Here is an 18,248-nt window from a genome sequence, read left to right on the forward strand (position 1 = left end):
TCAGCAATCGTGGCTGGCTACAAAATGGATAAATCAAAAGAAAGATGGAGAATGTTACGATTTTACTAACCGCAGCCGGGCCGACCTGCCGCTCCCCTTATGGCCGAACCCGAAGAACGCGCAGCCGGTCGTTGTTGGTAGCCACCAGTACCGCCTGCTGACCCCGCATCTGAACCAGTTTCAGGTCGGTCACCTCGCCCGGCAGTCGGAGACCACTGCGCCGGGCCGACACAGCCGCGTACCGGCCCCGGCCCCGACCGGCCAGCAGCAGCCCGTACGAGGCATCCTGCTGCCCCTGGCCCACCTCCGTCTGGTAATCGTTACCCGCCAGTAACAGGTCCGGAATCCGATCAGCGGTCAGGTCAGCTACCAGCAGGGCGTTGACGGGTGCCCACTGAGCCTCGTCAGGCAACGGATGGAACATAAACCGTCCGTTGCCGCGGTTCTCGAAATAGCCTGTCCGGGTTTCTTCGCAGCGCAGGGCCCGGGCCCGCGTACGCATGGTTTCGGGCAGGATGGTCTCCAGCGAAGCCCGTGCATAGCTGCTGTTGTCGGGGAAGCGCTGCCGGATGGCGGGCATGTGGGCCGCCCACTGATTTCGGGTGAGGGCCGGACTGAGGGTATACGCCCCGTCGCGCTGGCGGATGTAGTGACAAAGAATGGGGTCTATGGTCCCGTTATCGTCGTAGTCTGCGGCATAGAGCCAGGCCGGTTGCCGGGCCGACACATGAAACGAGTGATTGAGCCCCATATTCCCGGCCAGGATATCCGTATCGCCATCCCCGTCCAGGTCAGCCGCGGCCAGCCGACGCCAGAAGCCGGCACTGGCAGCCAGTCCGTTTTTGCCCGTGCCGGTATCCTGAAAGGTGCCCTGTGGCGTTTGCACAAATACCCGAACCGGCATCCACTCCCCCGCCAGGACGAGGTCGGGGCGGTGATCCTGGTTCGTGTCGGTCCAGACCGCCGACGTGACCATACCGGGCGTGACCAGTTCGGGAGCCAGCCGGGCCGTAACATCCTCAAAATGGACCGGCTGCCCAACCGGTCCGGTGTTTCGTAACAGGTAGCTGCGCGGGGCTTCGGGATAGCGGGTCGGCACGATACGCCCCCCCAGAAACAGGTCTGTTTTCCCATCAGCGTCGAAATCGGTAGCTACCACACAGCCCGTACTGACACGCACGCTGGCCGGAAAAGCCGTCGTGTCCAGCACGAACCGGGGCGACCGGCCCGAACCCGTATTCCGGTACAGCCGGGGTTTGTAATGCGGAGAGTCGGGAGCAAACTCTACACTCCCACTCGTTACGAGCAAATCGAGGTCGGTATCGCCGTCAGCGTCCAGAAACAGGCAGTCGGTATCTTCTTCGAGTTTCAGTCCGGCCAGCAGCGGCTGCAACGCAAAGCGACCGTCTGCCTGCTGAATACCCAGCTGCCCCGTCTGCCGGAAGGCGCCCCCCACATAAAAATCGGTACGGCCGTCGGCGTTGAGATCGGCGGTGGCCAGATAGGGGCCGGGCTGCGAGTACCGGCGGGGTAACAGGCGCTGAAACGAGTAATCGTTGAAAAACGTCTCCTGGTGCCGGTACCCCACGCCCAGCTGGTCGGTCACGTCGGTCAGCCAGGGCACCTGTTGTTGTACCCTGTCGGCCGGGCGGGCGGTTGCACTGGCCTGCCGAAGAGTGTATACACTGTCGGCGCGCAAATGGCGGAGGGTCTGCTGCCGATCGTCGGGCCAGGTAATGACCAGCGAGTCGAGCTGAGTAGCACGACCCAGCCCGATATGCAGCCGATCGTCGACCGTCGACAGAAAGCCACGTACGGGGTGTTGCTCCAGCGTTTGCAGCTGCCCGCCCGCGTAAGCCCGAACCGTAGCGCCGATGCCCTGCCGGTTCGGATGCTGGCCTTCCAGCCGCAGCGTAATGGCGTGCGCATCGGTCGGCGGGGCCGTGTTCTCCAGGATAGACGCCGGTTTGTTGAGCATGCTGACAATCAGATCCAGGTCGCCGTCGTTATCGAGGTCGGCGTAGGCAGCTCCGTTCGACAGGGCTGGTTCGGCACCGCGTATCCGGGCCGACTCGTCATCGAACCGCGGGGTAGTCCCGCCCGTTGTGCCGCGGTTGCGGTAGAAATGATTGGGCAGCGGCACCTCGCCCAGTTCGGCCAGCCGTTGCCGGACGGCCCGCTGCCGGCCCACCGCGCCCGTCTGCGGATCGTCGGGGATGTCGGCACGGTACTGTACAAAGTCGGCGTTGATCAGGTCGCGGCCCATACCGCTGGTAATGTAAACATCTTTGGCGCCGTCGTTATCGAAGTCGGCCAGCAGTACGCTCCAGCTCCAGTCTGTTTCGGCAACACCCGCCATCTGTCCTACTTCCGCAAAGAGCGGCACCCGTTTTCGGGCCTGGTTTTGGTCGCCTACGTTCAGCTGAAGCATATTACGCATGAATTCAGGCGCGTATCCGGCCCGCCGTTCCAGCTCGTGACGCTCGAAACTCAGAAACGAGAACATCATTTTTTTGCGCTCGTCGGTAGCCGGCATCATATCGAGCGTGACCAGATCCGGCCGACCGTCGTTGTTCAGATCGGCGGCATCGGTTCCCATGGTCGAGTAGCTCTGATGGCGCAGGCTGGTCGGGGCCGTGTTGGAGAACGTACCGTCCTGGTTGTTGAGCCACAGAAAATCATTGCCGAGGTAGTCGTTGCCGATGTACAGATCGGGCCAGCCGTCCTGGTTGAGATCGGTAACCACGATGCCGAGCCCGTAGCCCCCGCCCTGTATCCCCGCCCGGACCGATACGTCGCGAAATACCGGATGGGCAGTCCTGCCCGGGGCACTCCTGCCCGGGACCGTCCCTTCGTTGCGGAATAGCCGGTCAGCCGACGGGTCGGCGGGGTCGATGGTGTTGGGGCGGATGTCGTTCGGGTTTTCGGCCCCGGTTTTATGCCGCAGCAGATACATATCCAGATCGCCATCTTTGTCGTAGTCCAGAAAAGCGGCCTGGGTCGAAAAGCCCGAGTCGGCCAGTCCGTAGGCTATGGCCGACTCGGTAAAGGTGGGCACTCCGCCGGGTTCGATGCGGCCGTTATTGATAAAAAGCAGGTTGTGATGAGTCTGGCCGGCGCCGGTTGTGCAAACATACAGATCGGGCCAGCCGTCCTGGTTGATGTCAGTCACGCTAACCCCTGTACACCAGTTGTGGGTTTGTAGCCCGGCCCGTTTCGTCACCTCTTCGAACCGGAAGGCGCCCCGGTTCAGATACAGCTGGCTGCTGACCTGATTGCCGGTAAAGAACAGATCGGGTAACCCATCCCGATTGAAATCGCCGATGCCAACGCCCCCGCCCATGTAGGTGTATTCGTTCACCACCAGATTCACCGAATCGTTTTCGGAAATCTGGTTGGTGAAGCGGACACCCGTTTTTGCGGGCGACAGTACGACGAAGCGGCTGGCGGTTTCCGGATCCGGCGCGCACCCGCTGCTGAAGCCGACCAGCACATACAGCCACCAAAACCAGCCAGTACGCATGCCGTTGCTTAGTTATACGTGCCGACCAGGGTCGTTACGGATTTAGGCTCCATCTGAATCACATCGGCAGCAGCAGTGGCCCGGGCCAGGCTTTTGACCTGACTGGTGGTATAGGTCGTAAACCGGTTGCTGGTTACCGACAGGCCCGAGAGCGGCAGCGACACGGCCTGATCGGTCATGTTGACGGCTACCAGCACAATTTTCCGGCTGGCTTCGTCTTTATAGGCCGACAGCATGTAGCTACCCGCCTGCGCAACCGGGTCCGGATTATTCTCGATCTGCACACGGACCCGCTTCATACCCGGCCGGATAAAGCGCGCGTAGTTACCGAAGGCCCACAGCTGCTTCGAATCGATGACCTGGCCTGACTCACGCGCATTATCATGGTTTTTGTACTGACCGTCGAGGCCATTGATATAGACCAGTCCGTCGCTGTAATCGTAGGGATTGATGGCCAGCCACCACTGCCACGACGTTACATTAGCAACCGCCAGATCATTATGAATCACTTTGGCTACGTACAGGCCGTAATCGATGCCGGTATTGCGCGGATAGCCGTTGTACTTCCCGCAGATATCGCCCAGAATGCCGAATTCACTCTGCCAGAGGGCTGTATTCCCGGCGGCTCGGGCGGCCTGCAGGGCGGTTTGGCGGCTGTTGACCAGATTCGCATCGTCGCAGGTACTGAAGTAGCTATGGTAGGCCAGCACCCGCTCCGTTTTGGGCAGGTTCGCCAGCGACGGGCCGCTGGTACCGAACAGCTGCGCCAGCTGATTACCCCGGCCCGACTCGGCCCGCTGGTAGAGGTAGTCGATCTGACCGGCTTCGCCCGTTACGATAGTCGTTTTGCTACCCGTCGAGACCAGCTTGTCAGACAGGGCCTTGCTAACGGCCAGCAGCTCGCTGTTCTGGGCGGGCGATCCTTCCTGCGAAGCCTTGCCGTCGTTGCCTGCTTTCCAGTCCCACTGTGGTTCGTTGATCGGGCTGAGGTAGGTGAACTCAAAATGCCGGCAGACCTCTACCAGAAAATTGGCAAAGTCGGCCATGCGGTCGGCTTTCAGGTTCAGCGAACCTCCGCCGGGCGAAAAAGCTTTTCCGTTAACGGTCATGTGAACGGGTGGCGAGATGCTGAACCCGAGGGTATACGGAACGCCACGCTGCCGGGCCGCCTTCAGAAACCACTGGCTGCCGGCCTGTTTGGTCCAGTCGTACTGCCCCTGCGCGTTCTGAAAACATTCTTCCCGGCGCCATTCGTCGGTAATATTGCTGGCAGCGCCCTGCTCGAAGCTCCCCGCCCCGATGTTCATGCGCCACAGCGACAGTCCGATTCCTTTCGGTTGCCCGTTCGCCAGCGTATCGAGGCTGAACAGCAGGTCGGCGATCTGGTTTTTTTTGGCTTCGTCGGCCCATTTGCCGATAAACTTTGCCGACCAGCAGTCCGATGCGCCAAAACTATGGATGGTCTGAAACTCATTGTCGAGCGTAACCACGACTTTTTTTGCGGGCTCCGGCTGGGCGGGTGGCAGGGCCGGTACAACGCCCCCTTTGGAGCATGACAGCAGCAGAACCGATGTATAGATAAGCAGTTTGTTCATGTAGCTAGGATCGTCACAGACAGGTCAGGAAATAAACAAAACCGGGCAGACGGGCTCACGTAGCCATCATCTGCCCGGCCTTACTGGTTAGTAGCCCGGATTCTGGGTCACCACGCCGTTCGATGCGTTGACCTCGCGCGCCGGAATGGGCAGCAGCTCGTTTACACCTTCTCTGAATAGCGTGCCTTTATTCTGCGGCTCGGTATTGGTAGCCGTTTCGAACGGATCTTTGCTGGCTGCATTGTAGCGTACGAAGCTACCATTAGGACCCAGTACCGACGCAATCAGCAGTTTCCCGTTTTTGCGTACCCGGCGCAGGTCGTCCCAGCGGAAGCTCAGCTCACCCGCCAGTTCGAGCCGCCGTTCGGCAATGATGGCGTCGGTCAGGGCCTCGCCCGACAGGCCGGTTCTGACGGGCAGTTTGGCCCGCCGGCGAATGGCGTTCAGCGCGTCGAGTGCCTGGGCGGCTTTACCCTGCCGGGCCGATGCTTCGGCATAGATCAGCATCACCTCACCGTAGCGGATAAAAATATACGGCACCGGCACCCATACCGACTGGTAGCTCTGGTTCGGCACAACCCGTTTGCCCCGCGGCACGTAGAATTTGCGCCAGATCCGGCCCGACTTGTTGCCGCTCGGCCGGGCGTCGAATATACCCGTTCCCGAAGCCGCCGGATCGCCCCATACCCGCTGTCCGTGTTTGATGATGGTACGGGTCAGCCGAACGGTGTCGTTCTCGGCCAGGAAGGCGCTCTCCAGGTTGCTGCTGGGTACGTTCCAGCCCCAGCCTCCATCATTGCGGGAGCCCGCTGTAACGCCCCGTACGTTGCCGTTCAGCACGCTGGAGCTGATCTCGAAAATCGACTCGGGTCCGTTGTAGTAGCTGGCTTGGAAGATGTTGCCGAACTCCGGCTCCAGCGAGTACTCGTTGAGGTCCATTAGCTGTTTGGCTACCTGTTCGGCAACGTCGTATTTCTCGGCCCATAAGGCGGCTTTGGCCAGAAACGCCAGCGCGGCCCCTTTCGAGGCCCGGCTTTTGTCGAGCCCGGTATAGTCTTTACGCTGGGGCAGGTCCTGAGCCGCTTCCTGAAAATCGTTCATGATCTGCTCGTATACCTGCGCCTTCGGCGTACGGGGCACCGGCGTATCGTTGGCCGTTCGGGGAACCGTGTAGAGCGGCACGTCGCCCCAGTTCTTGACCAGCTCGAAGTAGAACCAGCCGCGCAGAAACTTCATTTCGGCCACCAGCCGTTTCCGCAGCGCATCGTTGACGGGCGCCGTAGCGACCCGCTCGATACCGACATTGGCCCGCTGTACGCCAAAGTAATTGAAGGTCCAGTAGTTTTCGGTGTTACCATCGTTCGGGCTTAACCCCTGAAAGTGGGCCACGGGCAGGTCGCCGGCCGCATTACCCCACTGCTCGGTATTTCCCAGCCAGCCATCGTCCGTGGCCGACTCGAAGACCATCCGCCGGAACTGCACCTGCCACCAGTCGTCCCAGTTCAGGGCGCTGTAGCAGGAATTTACGTAGTTGACCGTCCCTTCCGGCGTGTCGAACACCTTCAGGTTCTCGACGGTCTGGATACCATTGAGCGGGAGATCGGTAAAACTTTCTTTGCAACCGATGGCGCTGAGCGACAGCGCAGCCGCTACGATTGACGTTTGAAAAAGACGCATTGTATTCATATGGATTTGCTGCGAAGACGGTTAGAAAGACAGGTTCAAGCCAACCTGCAGGTTGCGGGATACGGGATACTGGGCGTGGTCGATACCGATGCCCAACTGGGGCGTGGTGCCGTTGCCGCTGTTCGACTGCACCTCCGGGTTAACCCCCGTATAGTTGGTGATGGTGAACAGGTTCTGCGCGCCCACGTATACCCGGCACGCCCGAATGCCTTTGATCAGGTTGTCGGGCAGGTTGTAGCCGAAGACGAAGTTGCGCCCCCGAACAAACGATCCTTTCTCGACGTAGTAGCTCGACGACTGAAAGTTACCCGCCGTAGCGTTGGGGTTCGGGTTGGGCGCGTCCTGGTTGTCGGGCCGCCATACGTTGTTGTACGACCCCGCCTGTACGTTCGAGAAGTAATCGCCCAGGGTGAAGTAGCGCTTCACGGTGTTGAACACGTCCTGCCCGAAGACACCATACATGTCGGCCGTCAGGTCGAAGCGTTTGTAGCTCAGCCGCAGGTTGAAGTTAGCCGTCAGGTCGGGGTATGGGTTGCCGATGATGGTACGGTCGTCGCTGTTGATCACGCCGTCGCCGTTCACGTCGGCAAAGCGCAGATCGCCGGGTTTGGCATCGGACTGGATAGGCCGTCCGTCGGGACCCCGGTATGCATCGACCTCTTCCTGATTCCGGAAAATACCATCGGCTTTGTAGCCATAGAAAGCACCCAGAATCCCACCGGCATAGGTCCGCGAAATGGTACCGAACCGTTCGCCTTCGCGGTAGTCGTTGCCCCCGCCGTCGAGGTAGGCCAGCGTACCGTACAGCTGACGTACCGTTGTTTTTACGTGGCTGAAGATCAGGCTGGCGTTATAGCCGAAGTCGCCTTTTTTGTCGCCGTAGTTGATGGTCGCTTCCCAGCCCCGGTTCCGCAGTGCTCCGGCGTTCAGCCACTGGCTGTTGCTCCAGCCGTACTGCGTGCCGTAGCTGAGCTGGATGGGCGCGTTGAGCAGGAGTTTGCGGGCGTTGTTGTCAAAATATTCGAGGTTGACGCTCACCTTGTTGTCCAGCGCCGTAGCGTCGAGGCCAATGCTGAAATCTTCGTCGACTTCCCATTGCAGGTTCGGGTTACCCGACAGCCAGGGCCCGGTGCTGTAGACGGTTGTTCCGCCAAACGCGTAGGGCCAGTCGACCTTGGCAATGTCGTAGGTAGCCGTTGGCGGAATGGCGTTGCTGTTGCCGCGCTGCCCCCAGCGTACTTTCAGGAACAGGTCGTTGACCAGCTTGTTATTTTTCAGGAAGCCCTCCTGGCTGAGCCGCCAGCCTACCGAGGCCGACGGGAACAGCGCGTACTGGTTGGCCCGGGTAAACTTGGAGTTGCCGTCGCGCCGGACGTTCCCCGTGAAGTAGTACTTGTTGTCGTAGTTATACTCCAGCCGCCCCAGCAGCGACGAGATCGCTTCGCGCCGGTTGATGTCCGTTGTGCCGCCACCCGTACCCGGATACTGCCGGTTGATCTGCTCCGGCGACCGGTCTGACACCAGATTGTCGATGGAGTTGAAAAGCGGGTCGTTCGTTCCCTGCGAGGAGTAGCGCGTGGCCGATCCGTAATACCCGTCGATGTACTGAGCTTCCTGACCGACCAGCGCCTTCAGGTTATGAATGCCGTTGAACGTGTTGGCATAGCCGAGGGTGTTGAACCACGACCACGAATAGTTGGTGTTGAAGCTCGACGACGCGCTGACCAGGTTCGTGAAGTTCTGCGGATCGAGGTAAAACTTAGGCGAGAAGTTCTGGTAGTTATACGTATCGACGTTACCGCCCACTTTACTCGTAAAGGTGAACCCTTTGGCCGGTTTGATTTCCAGATAGGCGTTACTCTGGATACCATAAACGCGGTTCAGCCCCAGCTGCGCCCGTTTCATCTCCAGGTAGTAGTTGACCGGGTTGTTGGAAGGGCGGGCATACGGATACCCCCAGCCGCTCCACTCCAGATCGTACTGGCTCCGGTCGGCTGCGGGAATGTGGTTCAGATCACCCCGCCGAACCGCCGTGGTTGGGTCGGTGCCGAGCAGACCCAGAAAATCCGATACGGCGTAGTTTTTCCAGTCTTCCAGCCGCGGGGCGAAGACCACACCAAACTTCAGCCAGTCGGTTACGCCGAAGTCGCCGTTGAAGCGGGCGTTGACCCGCTGCCAGTAGCCGAACTGCGCCTGCGACTCCTGCCGAAAGTAGCCCAGCGTGGCCGCGTAGGTGCTTTTGTTGCTGCCACCGGTATAGGAAATGTTGGCGTTATAAACCGGCGACGACGGCCGGATCACCGCTCCCCACCAGTCGGTGTTGTTGGTCAGACTCTGACCCGATGGTGGTGGGTTGAAAAAGCTGGGGTTCTTCAGCCGCTGAAACTGTACGTACTCGTCGGAGCTGGCCATCTGATACGGACGCTGCAACTGCTGCGCCTGTACGTTGATATCGACATCGAGTCGGCCGGAGTTGATCTTACCCCGCTTGGTTGTGATCACGATAACGCCCCCCGAGGCTTTGGCCCCGTAGATAGCCGCTGCCGACGCATCTTTCAGTACGTCGAGGCTGGCGATGTCGTTTGGGTTGATGGAATTCAGCCCGCCCGAGTAGATCGGCACCCCGTCTACCACCAGCAGCGGAGACGTACCGCCCTGCAGCGACGACACGCCCCGAATGTAGATCGTAGGCTGGGCACCGGGACCACCGCTGGGCGTCACTACGCGCACACCCGGCAGCTTTCCCTGAATAGCCGTAGCCGCATTCCCCGTTTTGAACTCGTTGATTTCCTGGCCCGAAATGGACGCTACCGAGCTAACCAGGTCGCGCCGTTTGGTTTCACCGTACCCAACAACGACCACCTCATTGAGCATCTTGTTATCCTCGGCCAGCGTCACCTCCAGCTGGGTCTGGTTATTGACCGCTATTTCCTGCGCGGCATAGCCCAGGTAGCTGATCACGAGCCGGTCTTTCGCATCGGCCTGGAGACTGAAATCACCGTCGGCGGTGGTTGTCGTGCCGCGCGATGTTCCTTTCACCAGTACGTTGACGCCGGGGATTCCTTTTCGGTCGGCGTCGATAATTCTGCCTCTGACTGTGAGCGCCTGAGCCACTGTTGTGACTACCGCGCTCAGACACAATAAGCCGGTAAGAAGTAATTTGTTCATCATTGAATTTGGGGAAATACGACTATGGATTGAGATAAGGTCGTGGGCCGGATGCAGGAACCTGACCAGAAAAACACTATAGCTTCTGCTCAATTAATTACCAGAATGGTGCAAATTGACCATATTACGGGCGCTCCTGAAATAGCCATAGTTATGCAAATGATAGATGATTTTATGATGCCTGATTGGCCCTGAAACGCAACTGATGGTGAGGCTCCCGCCGGGTCCGCTCCCGATCGTGACGACTATTTCGGGAGTAAGAGCGAACTGATCGCCGAGCAGGCGTCTACCGGAAGTCAGACCGACGTTATCAATGCCCGGCTGGATTCGCCCGTCAAACACGATGCAAACTTATATTGGCAAAACACAATAACAGGGGGTATAAATGGCCAAAAAGAGGGGACAAACTGGCCAGACACGGTTTGATCAGGCCGAATCCGCGCAGAATCGGTACAGAAGCCTTTCGAAGGGGCGGTTGTGATAATGTTGTAAAAAGTATGTATTTTTCACGTTGTAGTCAGTATGGGCCGGGCTACTGATCAACGATATGAAACACGTTTTGCTCCTCTCCCTCCTCCTGATGATAGCCTTGCCAGCTACCCTCCGGGCGCAGGCCGACCCGAGTCAGTTCCGGTTCGAGCACCTGACGGTTAACGAAGGCCTGTCCCATAGCGACGCCATGGCCGTTGTGCAGGATCGCGACGGCTTCATCTGGGTAGGCACCAACAAAGGCGTCAACCGCTACGACGGCTACGAGCTGAAACCTTACCTGCTCCCCATCGACAATGACAACGGGTTATCCAACAACCGGGTCCGTACCCTGCACGTCAGTCAGCAGGGAACCCTGTGGGCGGGTACCGAAGGCGGTGGACTAAACCTGTACAATCCTAACCAGGACCGGTTTGTGCGGCTCACGGGTACCCAACTGGCCGCAGCCGACCGGGCCCTGCTGCAGGCGATGACCCAGGCCGATATATCGACCCTGGCGACCGACCAGCAGGGCCGGGTGTGGGTCGGCACGCGCTACCACGGCCTGTTTCTGCTCCGGACCAACGCGGCAGGGCAGCTGGAGTCGCTGAAGCGGGTTCAGCTGGCTACCGGCCCGGCGCGCCAGTGCGAAATTATGGATCTGGTAATCGACCGGGCGGGTAATGTCTGGATCGCCACCTTCAATGAAGGTCTTTTCCTGGCCGACGCCGGCCAAGTCGCGCCCCTGGCCCGACGCGCAGCTTCGTACAATCATGCTCAGCTGCTGGCCCTGTCGCTCGACCGGCGGGGCGACCTCTGGATCGGTACCAGCAGCCGCATTATGTGGGTATCGGCCCGGCAATTACAGAACCGGCAGGTGGCCGATGCGCATATACTGCCCCCCACCTTCCGGAGTATCGATTATCTGTACCGCGACTCGTTCGACCGGCTTTGGGTTGGTACTGACTTTGGTCTGTCGGTGCTGCCGATCCGGACGGCAGACGGCCAGCAGCCCATCGTTACGGGCAAACTGACAACCTACCTGCCACTCGACAGCGACCCGAACAGCATCAACTCCGGGCGCGTTCACTGCATACTCGAAGACCGGTTTCAGGTGCTGTGGCTGGCTGCGTCGGCCGGGGGGCTGAACAAAATCGACCTCCGGCAAAAACCCTTCGGACACCTGCGCCGGCAGACGAGCCAGCAGCCGACCCTGCCCAACAACTACATCAACGCCGTTTATCACGAAGACGCCCGCAACCTGCTCTGGATTGCCACCCGCAACGGCTTCTCCAGCTACGACCTCAGCCAGAAAACCTATACCAACTATTTCAGCCGCCAGCTACCCGGCAACGTGACCGGCATGGATGTGTCGTGCATCTTTCAGGCGTCGGACAGTACGCGCTGGTTTGGCACCCGCTACGACGGTCTGATCTCGCTCCGCCGACGCAACGGCCGCGATGTGCTGACGACCTATCCCTACGCCAGCGGCCCCTTCAAACACCTCGAAAGTATTCGGGAAGACCGCTACGGCACCCTCTGGATGGCCTCGTTCATTGGCGGGCTGGTCCGGATGGATCGGAACGGGCGGGTGCTGGCTACCTACACATCCCGTAACAGTACGCTCCCCACCGACCGGTTTACTTTTCTGCTCTACGACCACGCGACCAGCGTGCTCTGGGCCAGCACCCGGGATGCGGGTGTGCTGAAGCTGCGGGTGCTGCCGACCGGGTTCGAGCTGCTGCATCAGTTTAAGCACGACGCCCGCAACCCAAACAGCCTCAGCGTCAACTACGCCTGGCCGCTCCACAAAGACCGCCAGGGCATACTCTGGGTAGGCACCATTGGCGGTGGACTGCACCAGCTCCTGCCAACCCGTAGCGGCACCGAACAGGTCCGGCGCTGCAACAGCTGGCTGCCCAACAGCGATGTAGAAAGCATCCTAGAAGATAACCAGGGGCATTTGTGGCTCGGCAGCGAAGGCCTGATCCGCATCAATCCGCACACCCGGCAGGTGTTGCGCTACGACGTAGCCGACGGGGTTCAGAGCAACTCCTTCAAGATAGGGGCCGCCTGCAAAGCCAGCGACGAAACCCTGTATTTTGGCGGCATCAACGGCATCACCTACCTCAAACCCAGCTACATCAGGGCCAATCCGTATCCGCCCATTGTTCGCATTACCAGTCTGGCGCTGGCCAACAAACCCGTCACGGTAGGCGAAACGATTAACGGGCGGGTGCTGATTCAGAAACCACTGGACAAGCCCCAGTCTATTCAGATCAACGCCAGCGAAAACGATTTTTCGATCTCGTTTGTGGGGCTCAACTTCGCCAATCCCAAAAAACATCACTATGCATACCGGCTCGTCGGGTATAACGACAACTGGATTCGGCCGGCCCCCGGCCAGCGCACCGCCAGCTACGCCAACCTGCCCCCCGGTAGCTATACATTTCTGGTCAAAGCCGACAATGGCGAGGGCCGATGGGCCGATCAGTCGGCCAGTCTGCAACTGAACATACTGCCGCCCTGGTGGAAAACCTGGTGGGCTTACCTGCTGTATGCCACCCTGATTGGCGGAGGGCTCCTACTGGCCCGACGCATTGTCCTGCAACAGCAGGCGCTGAAAAACAAAGTCGCTTTCGAGCATTTTCAGTACGAGAAGGAGAAAGAACTCAGCGAGCTGAAACTGCGCTTTTTCACCAACGTTTCGCACGAGCTGCGCACCCCCCTGACGCTCATTCTGGGTCCGATGGAAGAGCTGGCCGCGTCGGCCTGGAAACTGAACGGCATGAAGGATAAGGTTCTTCTGATGCATCAGCAAACCCGCCGGCTGCTCTCGCTGATCAACCAGCTCCTCGACTTCCGCAAGATGGAATCGCAGCAGATTCCGCTCCAAGCGGCCCGGGAAGACGTGATCCCGTTTCTGACCGAACTGTTCCTGATGTTCCGGCTGAAAGCCGACGAGCAGGACATTCGTTACAGCTTTCAGCGGCCCGACACCCCGATCTATCTGTATTTCGACCGCAGCAAGCTGGAGGTCGCCGTCATCAACGTTCTGTCCAATGCGCTGAAATACACCCCGGCCGGCAGGCGGGTAGAGCTGGCGGTAGGCGTTGCCGGCCAACCGGATGAACCCGCCCGGTTCAGCAACGGTCAGCTCCAGACCAACTACCTGACCATTACCGTTCGCGACGAAGGAGTCGGGATGAAGCCCGAGGAGTTACACCGCGTCTTCGATGTGTATTATCAGGCTTCCCATACGGACACGATGCGGGTGATGGGTACCGGCATTGGCCTCTCGCTGGTCAGGCAGTTTATCGAACGACACGGGGGCGACGTAGCCATTACCAGCCAGCCTAACCAGGGCACCACCTTCACGATACGCTTACCGTTCGGGGCCGATCACCTGCCCGATACAGACCTGGCGACCGAACCCGCTACCCCCGCCGAGAACGCTCCCGCCGAACCCGTCCAGGCCATCGGTCGCGTCGTTTCGGAGTCGGTTGCGCCAGCCGGTACCCTGCGGCTGCTGGTGGTTGAAGACAACAACGAAGTACGGCAGTACCTGGCCCACCTGTTCGACTCCGACTTTGAGGTATCTACCGCTGTCGATGGTCTCGACGGCTGGGAGCAGGCTATGCACGTGCTGCCCGATGTCATCATCAGCGATATCATGATGCCGCGCAGCGATGGGCTGGAACTCTGCAAAAAAATTAAGCAGCACCCCCGAACCATGCACATTCCGGTTCTCCTGCTGACGGCGCGGGTAGCGGCTGTTCACGAGCTCGAAGGCCTCGAGACCGGTGCCGACGAGTACGTTGGCAAGCCCTTTAACCCCGACCTGCTGCTGGCCAAAGTGAATACGCTGGTCCAGAACCGGCTAAAGCTCCGGCAGTATTACCAGCAGCAACTCCTGCTCGAACCGACCGAACTGCTGATTCCGGATGCCGACAAAGCATTTCTCGAAACGGCCATGAATCTGGTCGAAACCCACCTCGCCGACGCCGACTTCTCCGTACAGTGGCTGGTTCAGGAAATGGCCATGAGCCGGTCGGTTTTTTACCGCCGGATTAAAAGTATCACAGGCCAGTCGGCGGTTGAGTTTATCAACGCCGTACGGATGAAACGGGCGGCCCAGCTGCTTACGTCGGGGCAGCTGCGGGTATCAGAGGTCTGCGCGCTGGTAGGGCTGGAAGATATCAAGTACTTCCGGAAAGCGTTTCAGCAGCTACACGGCCTGTCGCCTTCCGATTACCTCAGGAAACACCGGCTCGACAAAGCGGTGCAGGAAGAAATAAGCGGCTGACCAGGGGCCAGCCGCTTGGGTTACGCCGGTCAGGCTTCGTGCGACCAGACGATGAAATCGGTAACGGGAGCTTCGGTCATCAGCGGACGGATGAGCTGCACGACCTGCCCCCGGTGGTAGGCTGCGTGGTGCGACATATGCGTCAGAATATCGACCAGGGTGCTTTTATACGATTCGCCTTCGGCGGTGGTATAGTCGACGGGGAGCAGCAGTTCCGGCTCCGACAGGCTCGATATATAGCTAACGATCTTGCGATGCTGTCGCTGTGCGGTTTCTTCCATCCAGCTGATGGGCGTATCTTCCCAGATCGACACAAAAATGGTTTCGTGCTCGACCCGGCCCAGCCAGACCTGTTGTACGGCCAGAATGTGGCCCATCACCGCTACGGCCCGCGCCGGGGGTTTATCGAGGGATTCGAGCGCCTGAATGACGCGCTGATTAGCCCATAGTTCGTAATTCAGCAGGTGGATCAGAAAGTTTTTCATTGGATACCGCGCTTGATTGCCTGATAAAATGCTTCGGCAACATTCGTTCGTGTATTCAACGTGCTAATTCGATTGTTGTTTCGAGTCGGGTAAACCCGATTGCTCAGAAACACATAGCTCAGGTTGTAAGTCGGGTCCGGATCGATCCAGGTGAAGGTACCCGTAAAGCCCGAATGACCAAAACTATCTTTGGTCGCGGAGCGGGGCGCGTTACCCGTGAACGTGAAGGACGGCTTTTCGAAGCCCAACCCCCGCCGGTTACCCAGCTCCGGAAACTGATAGCGGGTGAACTCGGCAATTGTCTTCTCGGAAATGAACCGCTGTCCGGCATACTGCCCCCGCTGGCGATACATCTCCACCAGCTTCATGAGGTCGTTGGCCGTTCCGAACAGGCCCGCGTGTCCCGACAGGCCGTTGAGCATAGCCGCGCCCTCATCGTGCACGCGACCCCAGATCAGGGTTTGCCGGAAGAGCGAATCATACTCGGTTGGTACAATGCGGTTGAGGCTGTAGAACCGGCGCGGGTTGTAGGTCAGCGTGGTGGCGCCCAGCGGCTTGTAGAAAGTCGACTTCAGGTAGTCTTCGAAGTTCTCGCCCGTTAGCCGTTTGATTACCTGCGGATAGAGGATGAACGACAGATCGGAGTAAACGTACTCTTTCTTCTCGTTGAGGGGCGACTCTTTGATCTGTTCGTAAATGGTTTTGGGGTAGTTTCTGAACAGGTACAGGCTATCCGTTACTTCGATGGAGTACCGCGCCGAACGCTCGTTGCGGAAGGTGCGGGGTTTCCAGCTGCCGTCTTCGTTTTTGGTATCGCGCCAGAACGGGATCCAGGCTTTGAGCCGGGCCTGGTGGGTCAGCACGTCGCGCCAGACGAGGTTGGCCTTGTTCGATTTTTTCAGGAAAGGCAGATAATCGGCCATCTTGCCGTCTACGTTAAATTTGCCTTCGTCGACCATCCGCATCAGGGCGGGGGTCGACGTACTTACTTTGGTTACCGAAGCCATGTCGAAGAGGTCGTTCAGGTCGACCGGTTTGGGTTCGGCACCCAGGCTGGCATCGTAGGTATGGCTCCCGTAGGCTTTGCGGAAAATCACTTTGCCATCTTTAGCCATCTGGACCACACAACCCGGAAAAGCCCGCTGGGTCAGCCCCACGTTGACGAGCGAATCGACCTGACGGGTCAGGAACCGGCTGTCGATGCCGACTTCTTCGGGAATGGTGTATTTCATCCGGCCGATGGGCCGTACCGCAATGCCGTCGCCTACCCGGAATCGCTGGTTGACGGTTACGGGTAGTTTACCCGACGCACCGATGGCCCCGAAAATCAGCTGAGCCGACAGGTCTTCGGCATAGCTGGTCAGCTGATACGGCATCACGATGGCCCGCGCCTGCTCGATGTTGCGGCTCATCTGCACCGTATCGGCCGGGAACGTCAGTTTGTTCAGGGCGTACACATTGCCAAATACCGTAACGACGGCCTTGCCCGTAGCCACCAGCTCACTGACCAGCGCGGCCGTTTTGGCCTGCAGACCGTAATTGGTACCCGGCCGGATGTTGTTCAGGTGCACGTCGACTAGCAGCAGGTTATAGTTCCGGAGCGAGTCGCGCATGCGGGCCAGCGTAGAGTCGGGGGTTTTGGAGGTGATGTTGAAATGGTCGACCTGCGTATAGTTGGCCGCCATCTGCTGAAACGCGGTGATTTTTTCGCTTTCGACGGCGACCGATGCGATCCGGAGTGTATCGAGCCGTTGCAGCGGTAACAGATTCCGGTCGTTCTTCAGCACCGTCAGGCTGGCTTCGGTCATCTGCCGGTTGAGCAGTTCGTCCTGTACGGGGTTGATGTCGCGCACCAGGTTGTCGAGCACAATGGGTTTGTACTGATCCAGCCCGACCCAGGCTTTGGCCCGCAGCACCTTTCGGCACCGTTCGTCCAGCGACTCCTGCGAGATACGCCCCTCGGCAACGGCCTGTTTGATCTGTAACAAAGCCGCCGGCACATCTTCGGTAAACTCCAGCACGTCCATACCGGCTTCGATGCCGTAGCGGTCAGCCTGCCCCGACGGAAAAAATTTGGTCACGCCTTTCATATTCATGGCGTCGGAAAAGACCAGCCCCTGGAACCCCATTTCGTTCTTGAGCAGGTCGGTCACGATAGCAGGCGACAGCGTAGAGGGCCGGTTGCGGGTGGTGTCGAGCGCCGGTATACTTAGGTGAGCCACCATCACGCCGGCGGCTCCGGCGTTGATCAGCTGCCGGAACGGATACAGTTCGAGCGAGTCGAGCTGGGCGCGGCTTTTGTTGATCAGCGGCAGGTCGTAGTGGGAGTCGGTACCGGTGTCGCCATGGCCCGGGAAGTGTTTGATGCTGGTCAGCAGCCGGTTATCCTGCATACCTCGCACGTAGGCCAGAGCCTTGCGCGTCACGGCGTATTTATCTTCACCAAAGGAGCGGAAGTTGATAACTGGGTTGTTCGGATTATTATTGACGTCGACCGAGGGCGCGAAGTTGACGTGTACGCCCAGCCTACGCGACTGCCGGGCCAGGTTGGCCCCCATCCGATAGATGAGCGAGTCGGTGGCGGTACCCTGCATGGCGCCCAGCGTCATCTGATACGGGTAGCGAACGGTGCTGTCGAGCCGCATGGCCAGCCCCCACTCGGCGTCCATCGCAATCAGCAGTGGTACCGTCGAGAGGGCCTGCAGCCGGTTGGTTAGTTTGGCCTGGCGAACGGGTCCGCCCTGAAAGAAAACGACGCCCCCCAGCTTGTTGGTCCGGACGAGGGTAACCAGCGAATCGTCGTAGCTGGTCCGGCCCCGGTTCGAGTAGCCCGCCACCATAATGAGCTGGGCAATGCGCTCGTCGGGCGTCAGCGACGCAAAGACCGAATCGACCCAGCGGTTCTGACGCTCGGTGAGTTGTTGAAAAACGGGAGTAGGAGCCTGCGCAGAGGCAGTCGTGAACAGAATAACGCTGAACAGAATAGAAAGAATGGACCGGCGCTTGGTCATGGAATA

The 18,248-nt window shown here is 59.3% G+C and carries 7 protein-coding genes; 1 reads left to right on the forward strand and 6 read right to left on the reverse strand.

Annotated features, from left to right (window positions below; genetic code table 11):
- Window positions 1-97: 97 nt before the first annotated feature.
- The 4 genes from EQG79_RS16085 to EQG79_RS16100 form a co-directional block, all read right to left on the reverse strand.
- Window positions 98-3,523, reverse strand: a complete 3,426-nt coding sequence (locus tag EQG79_RS16085) for a VCBS repeat-containing protein (RefSeq protein ID WP_129602556.1) — start codon at window positions 3,521-3,523, stop codon at window positions 98-100.
- Between the two features lie 8 nt (window positions 3,524-3,531).
- On the reverse strand, window positions 3,532-5,118 hold the full coding sequence (locus tag EQG79_RS16090) for a glycoside hydrolase (protein ID WP_129602558.1): 1,587 nt from the start codon (window positions 5,116-5,118) through the stop codon (window positions 3,532-3,534).
- Window positions 5,119-5,205: 87 nt separating this feature from the next.
- The gene (locus tag EQG79_RS16095) at window positions 5,206-6,795 is read right to left on the reverse strand and encodes a RagB/SusD family nutrient uptake outer membrane protein (RefSeq protein WP_165358913.1); all 1,590 of its coding nucleotides are present in this window, start codon (window positions 6,793-6,795) and stop codon (window positions 5,206-5,208) included.
- 30 nt (window positions 6,796-6,825) lie between these two features.
- The gene (locus EQG79_RS16100) at window positions 6,826-9,975 is read right to left on the reverse strand and encodes a SusC/RagA family TonB-linked outer membrane protein (protein WP_129602562.1); all 3,150 of its coding nucleotides are present in this window, start codon (window positions 9,973-9,975) and stop codon (window positions 6,826-6,828) included.
- A gap of 544 nt (window positions 9,976-10,519) precedes the next feature.
- Here EQG79_RS16100 and EQG79_RS16105 point away from each other — a divergent pair.
- Window positions 10,520-14,746, forward strand: a complete 4,227-nt coding sequence (locus EQG79_RS16105) for a hybrid sensor histidine kinase/response regulator transcription factor (RefSeq protein ID WP_129602564.1) — start codon at window positions 10,520-10,522, stop codon at window positions 14,744-14,746.
- Window positions 14,747-14,775: 29 nt separating this feature from the next.
- Here the strand turns inward: EQG79_RS16105 and EQG79_RS16110 are convergent, their stop codons facing one another.
- Window positions 14,776-15,231 carry a DinB family protein gene (locus tag EQG79_RS16110; RefSeq protein WP_077923264.1) on the reverse strand — a complete coding sequence of 152 codons (456 nt, stop codon included), beginning with the start codon at window positions 15,229-15,231 and terminating at the stop codon, window positions 14,776-14,778.
- Window positions 15,228-18,242: a glycoside hydrolase family 3 N-terminal domain-containing protein gene (locus tag EQG79_RS16115; protein WP_129602566.1), complete on the reverse strand. Its 3,015-nt coding sequence runs from the start codon at window positions 18,240-18,242 to the stop codon at window positions 15,228-15,230. Before EQG79_RS16115 ends, EQG79_RS16110 begins: the two co-directional genes overlap by 4 nt.
- Between the last annotated feature and the right edge of the window lie 6 nt (window positions 18,243-18,248).

The organism is Spirosoma sordidisoli (assembly GCF_004138325.1).
Taxonomy (GTDB): domain Bacteria; phylum Bacteroidota; class Bacteroidia; order Cytophagales; family Spirosomataceae; genus Spirosoma; species Spirosoma sordidisoli.

Excerpts from the sequence above, each read along its gene's own strand:
- EQG79_RS16085 (WP_129602556.1), bottom strand. The coding sequence starts at position 3,523 with ATGCGTACTGGCTGGTTTTGGTGGCTGTATGTGCTGGTCGGCTTCAGC.
- EQG79_RS16105 (WP_129602564.1), top strand. The coding sequence starts at position 10,520 with ATGAAACACGTTTTGCTCCTCTCCCTCCTCCTGATGATAGCCTTGCCA.
- EQG79_RS16095 (WP_165358913.1), bottom strand. The coding sequence starts at position 6,795 with ATGCGTCTTTTTCAAACGTCAATCGTAGCGGCTGCGCTGTCGCTCAGC.
- EQG79_RS16115 (WP_129602566.1), bottom strand. The coding sequence starts at position 18,242 with ATGACCAAGCGCCGGTCCATTCTTTCTATTCTGTTCAGCGTTATTCTG.
- EQG79_RS16090 (WP_129602558.1), bottom strand. The coding sequence starts at position 5,118 with ATGAACAAACTGCTTATCTATACATCGGTTCTGCTGCTGTCATGCTCC.
- EQG79_RS16110 (WP_077923264.1), bottom strand. The coding sequence starts at position 15,231 with ATGAAAAACTTTCTGATCCACCTGCTGAATTACGAACTATGGGCTAAT.
- EQG79_RS16100 (WP_129602562.1), bottom strand. The coding sequence starts at position 9,975 with ATGATGAACAAATTACTTCTTACCGGCTTATTGTGTCTGAGCGCGGTA.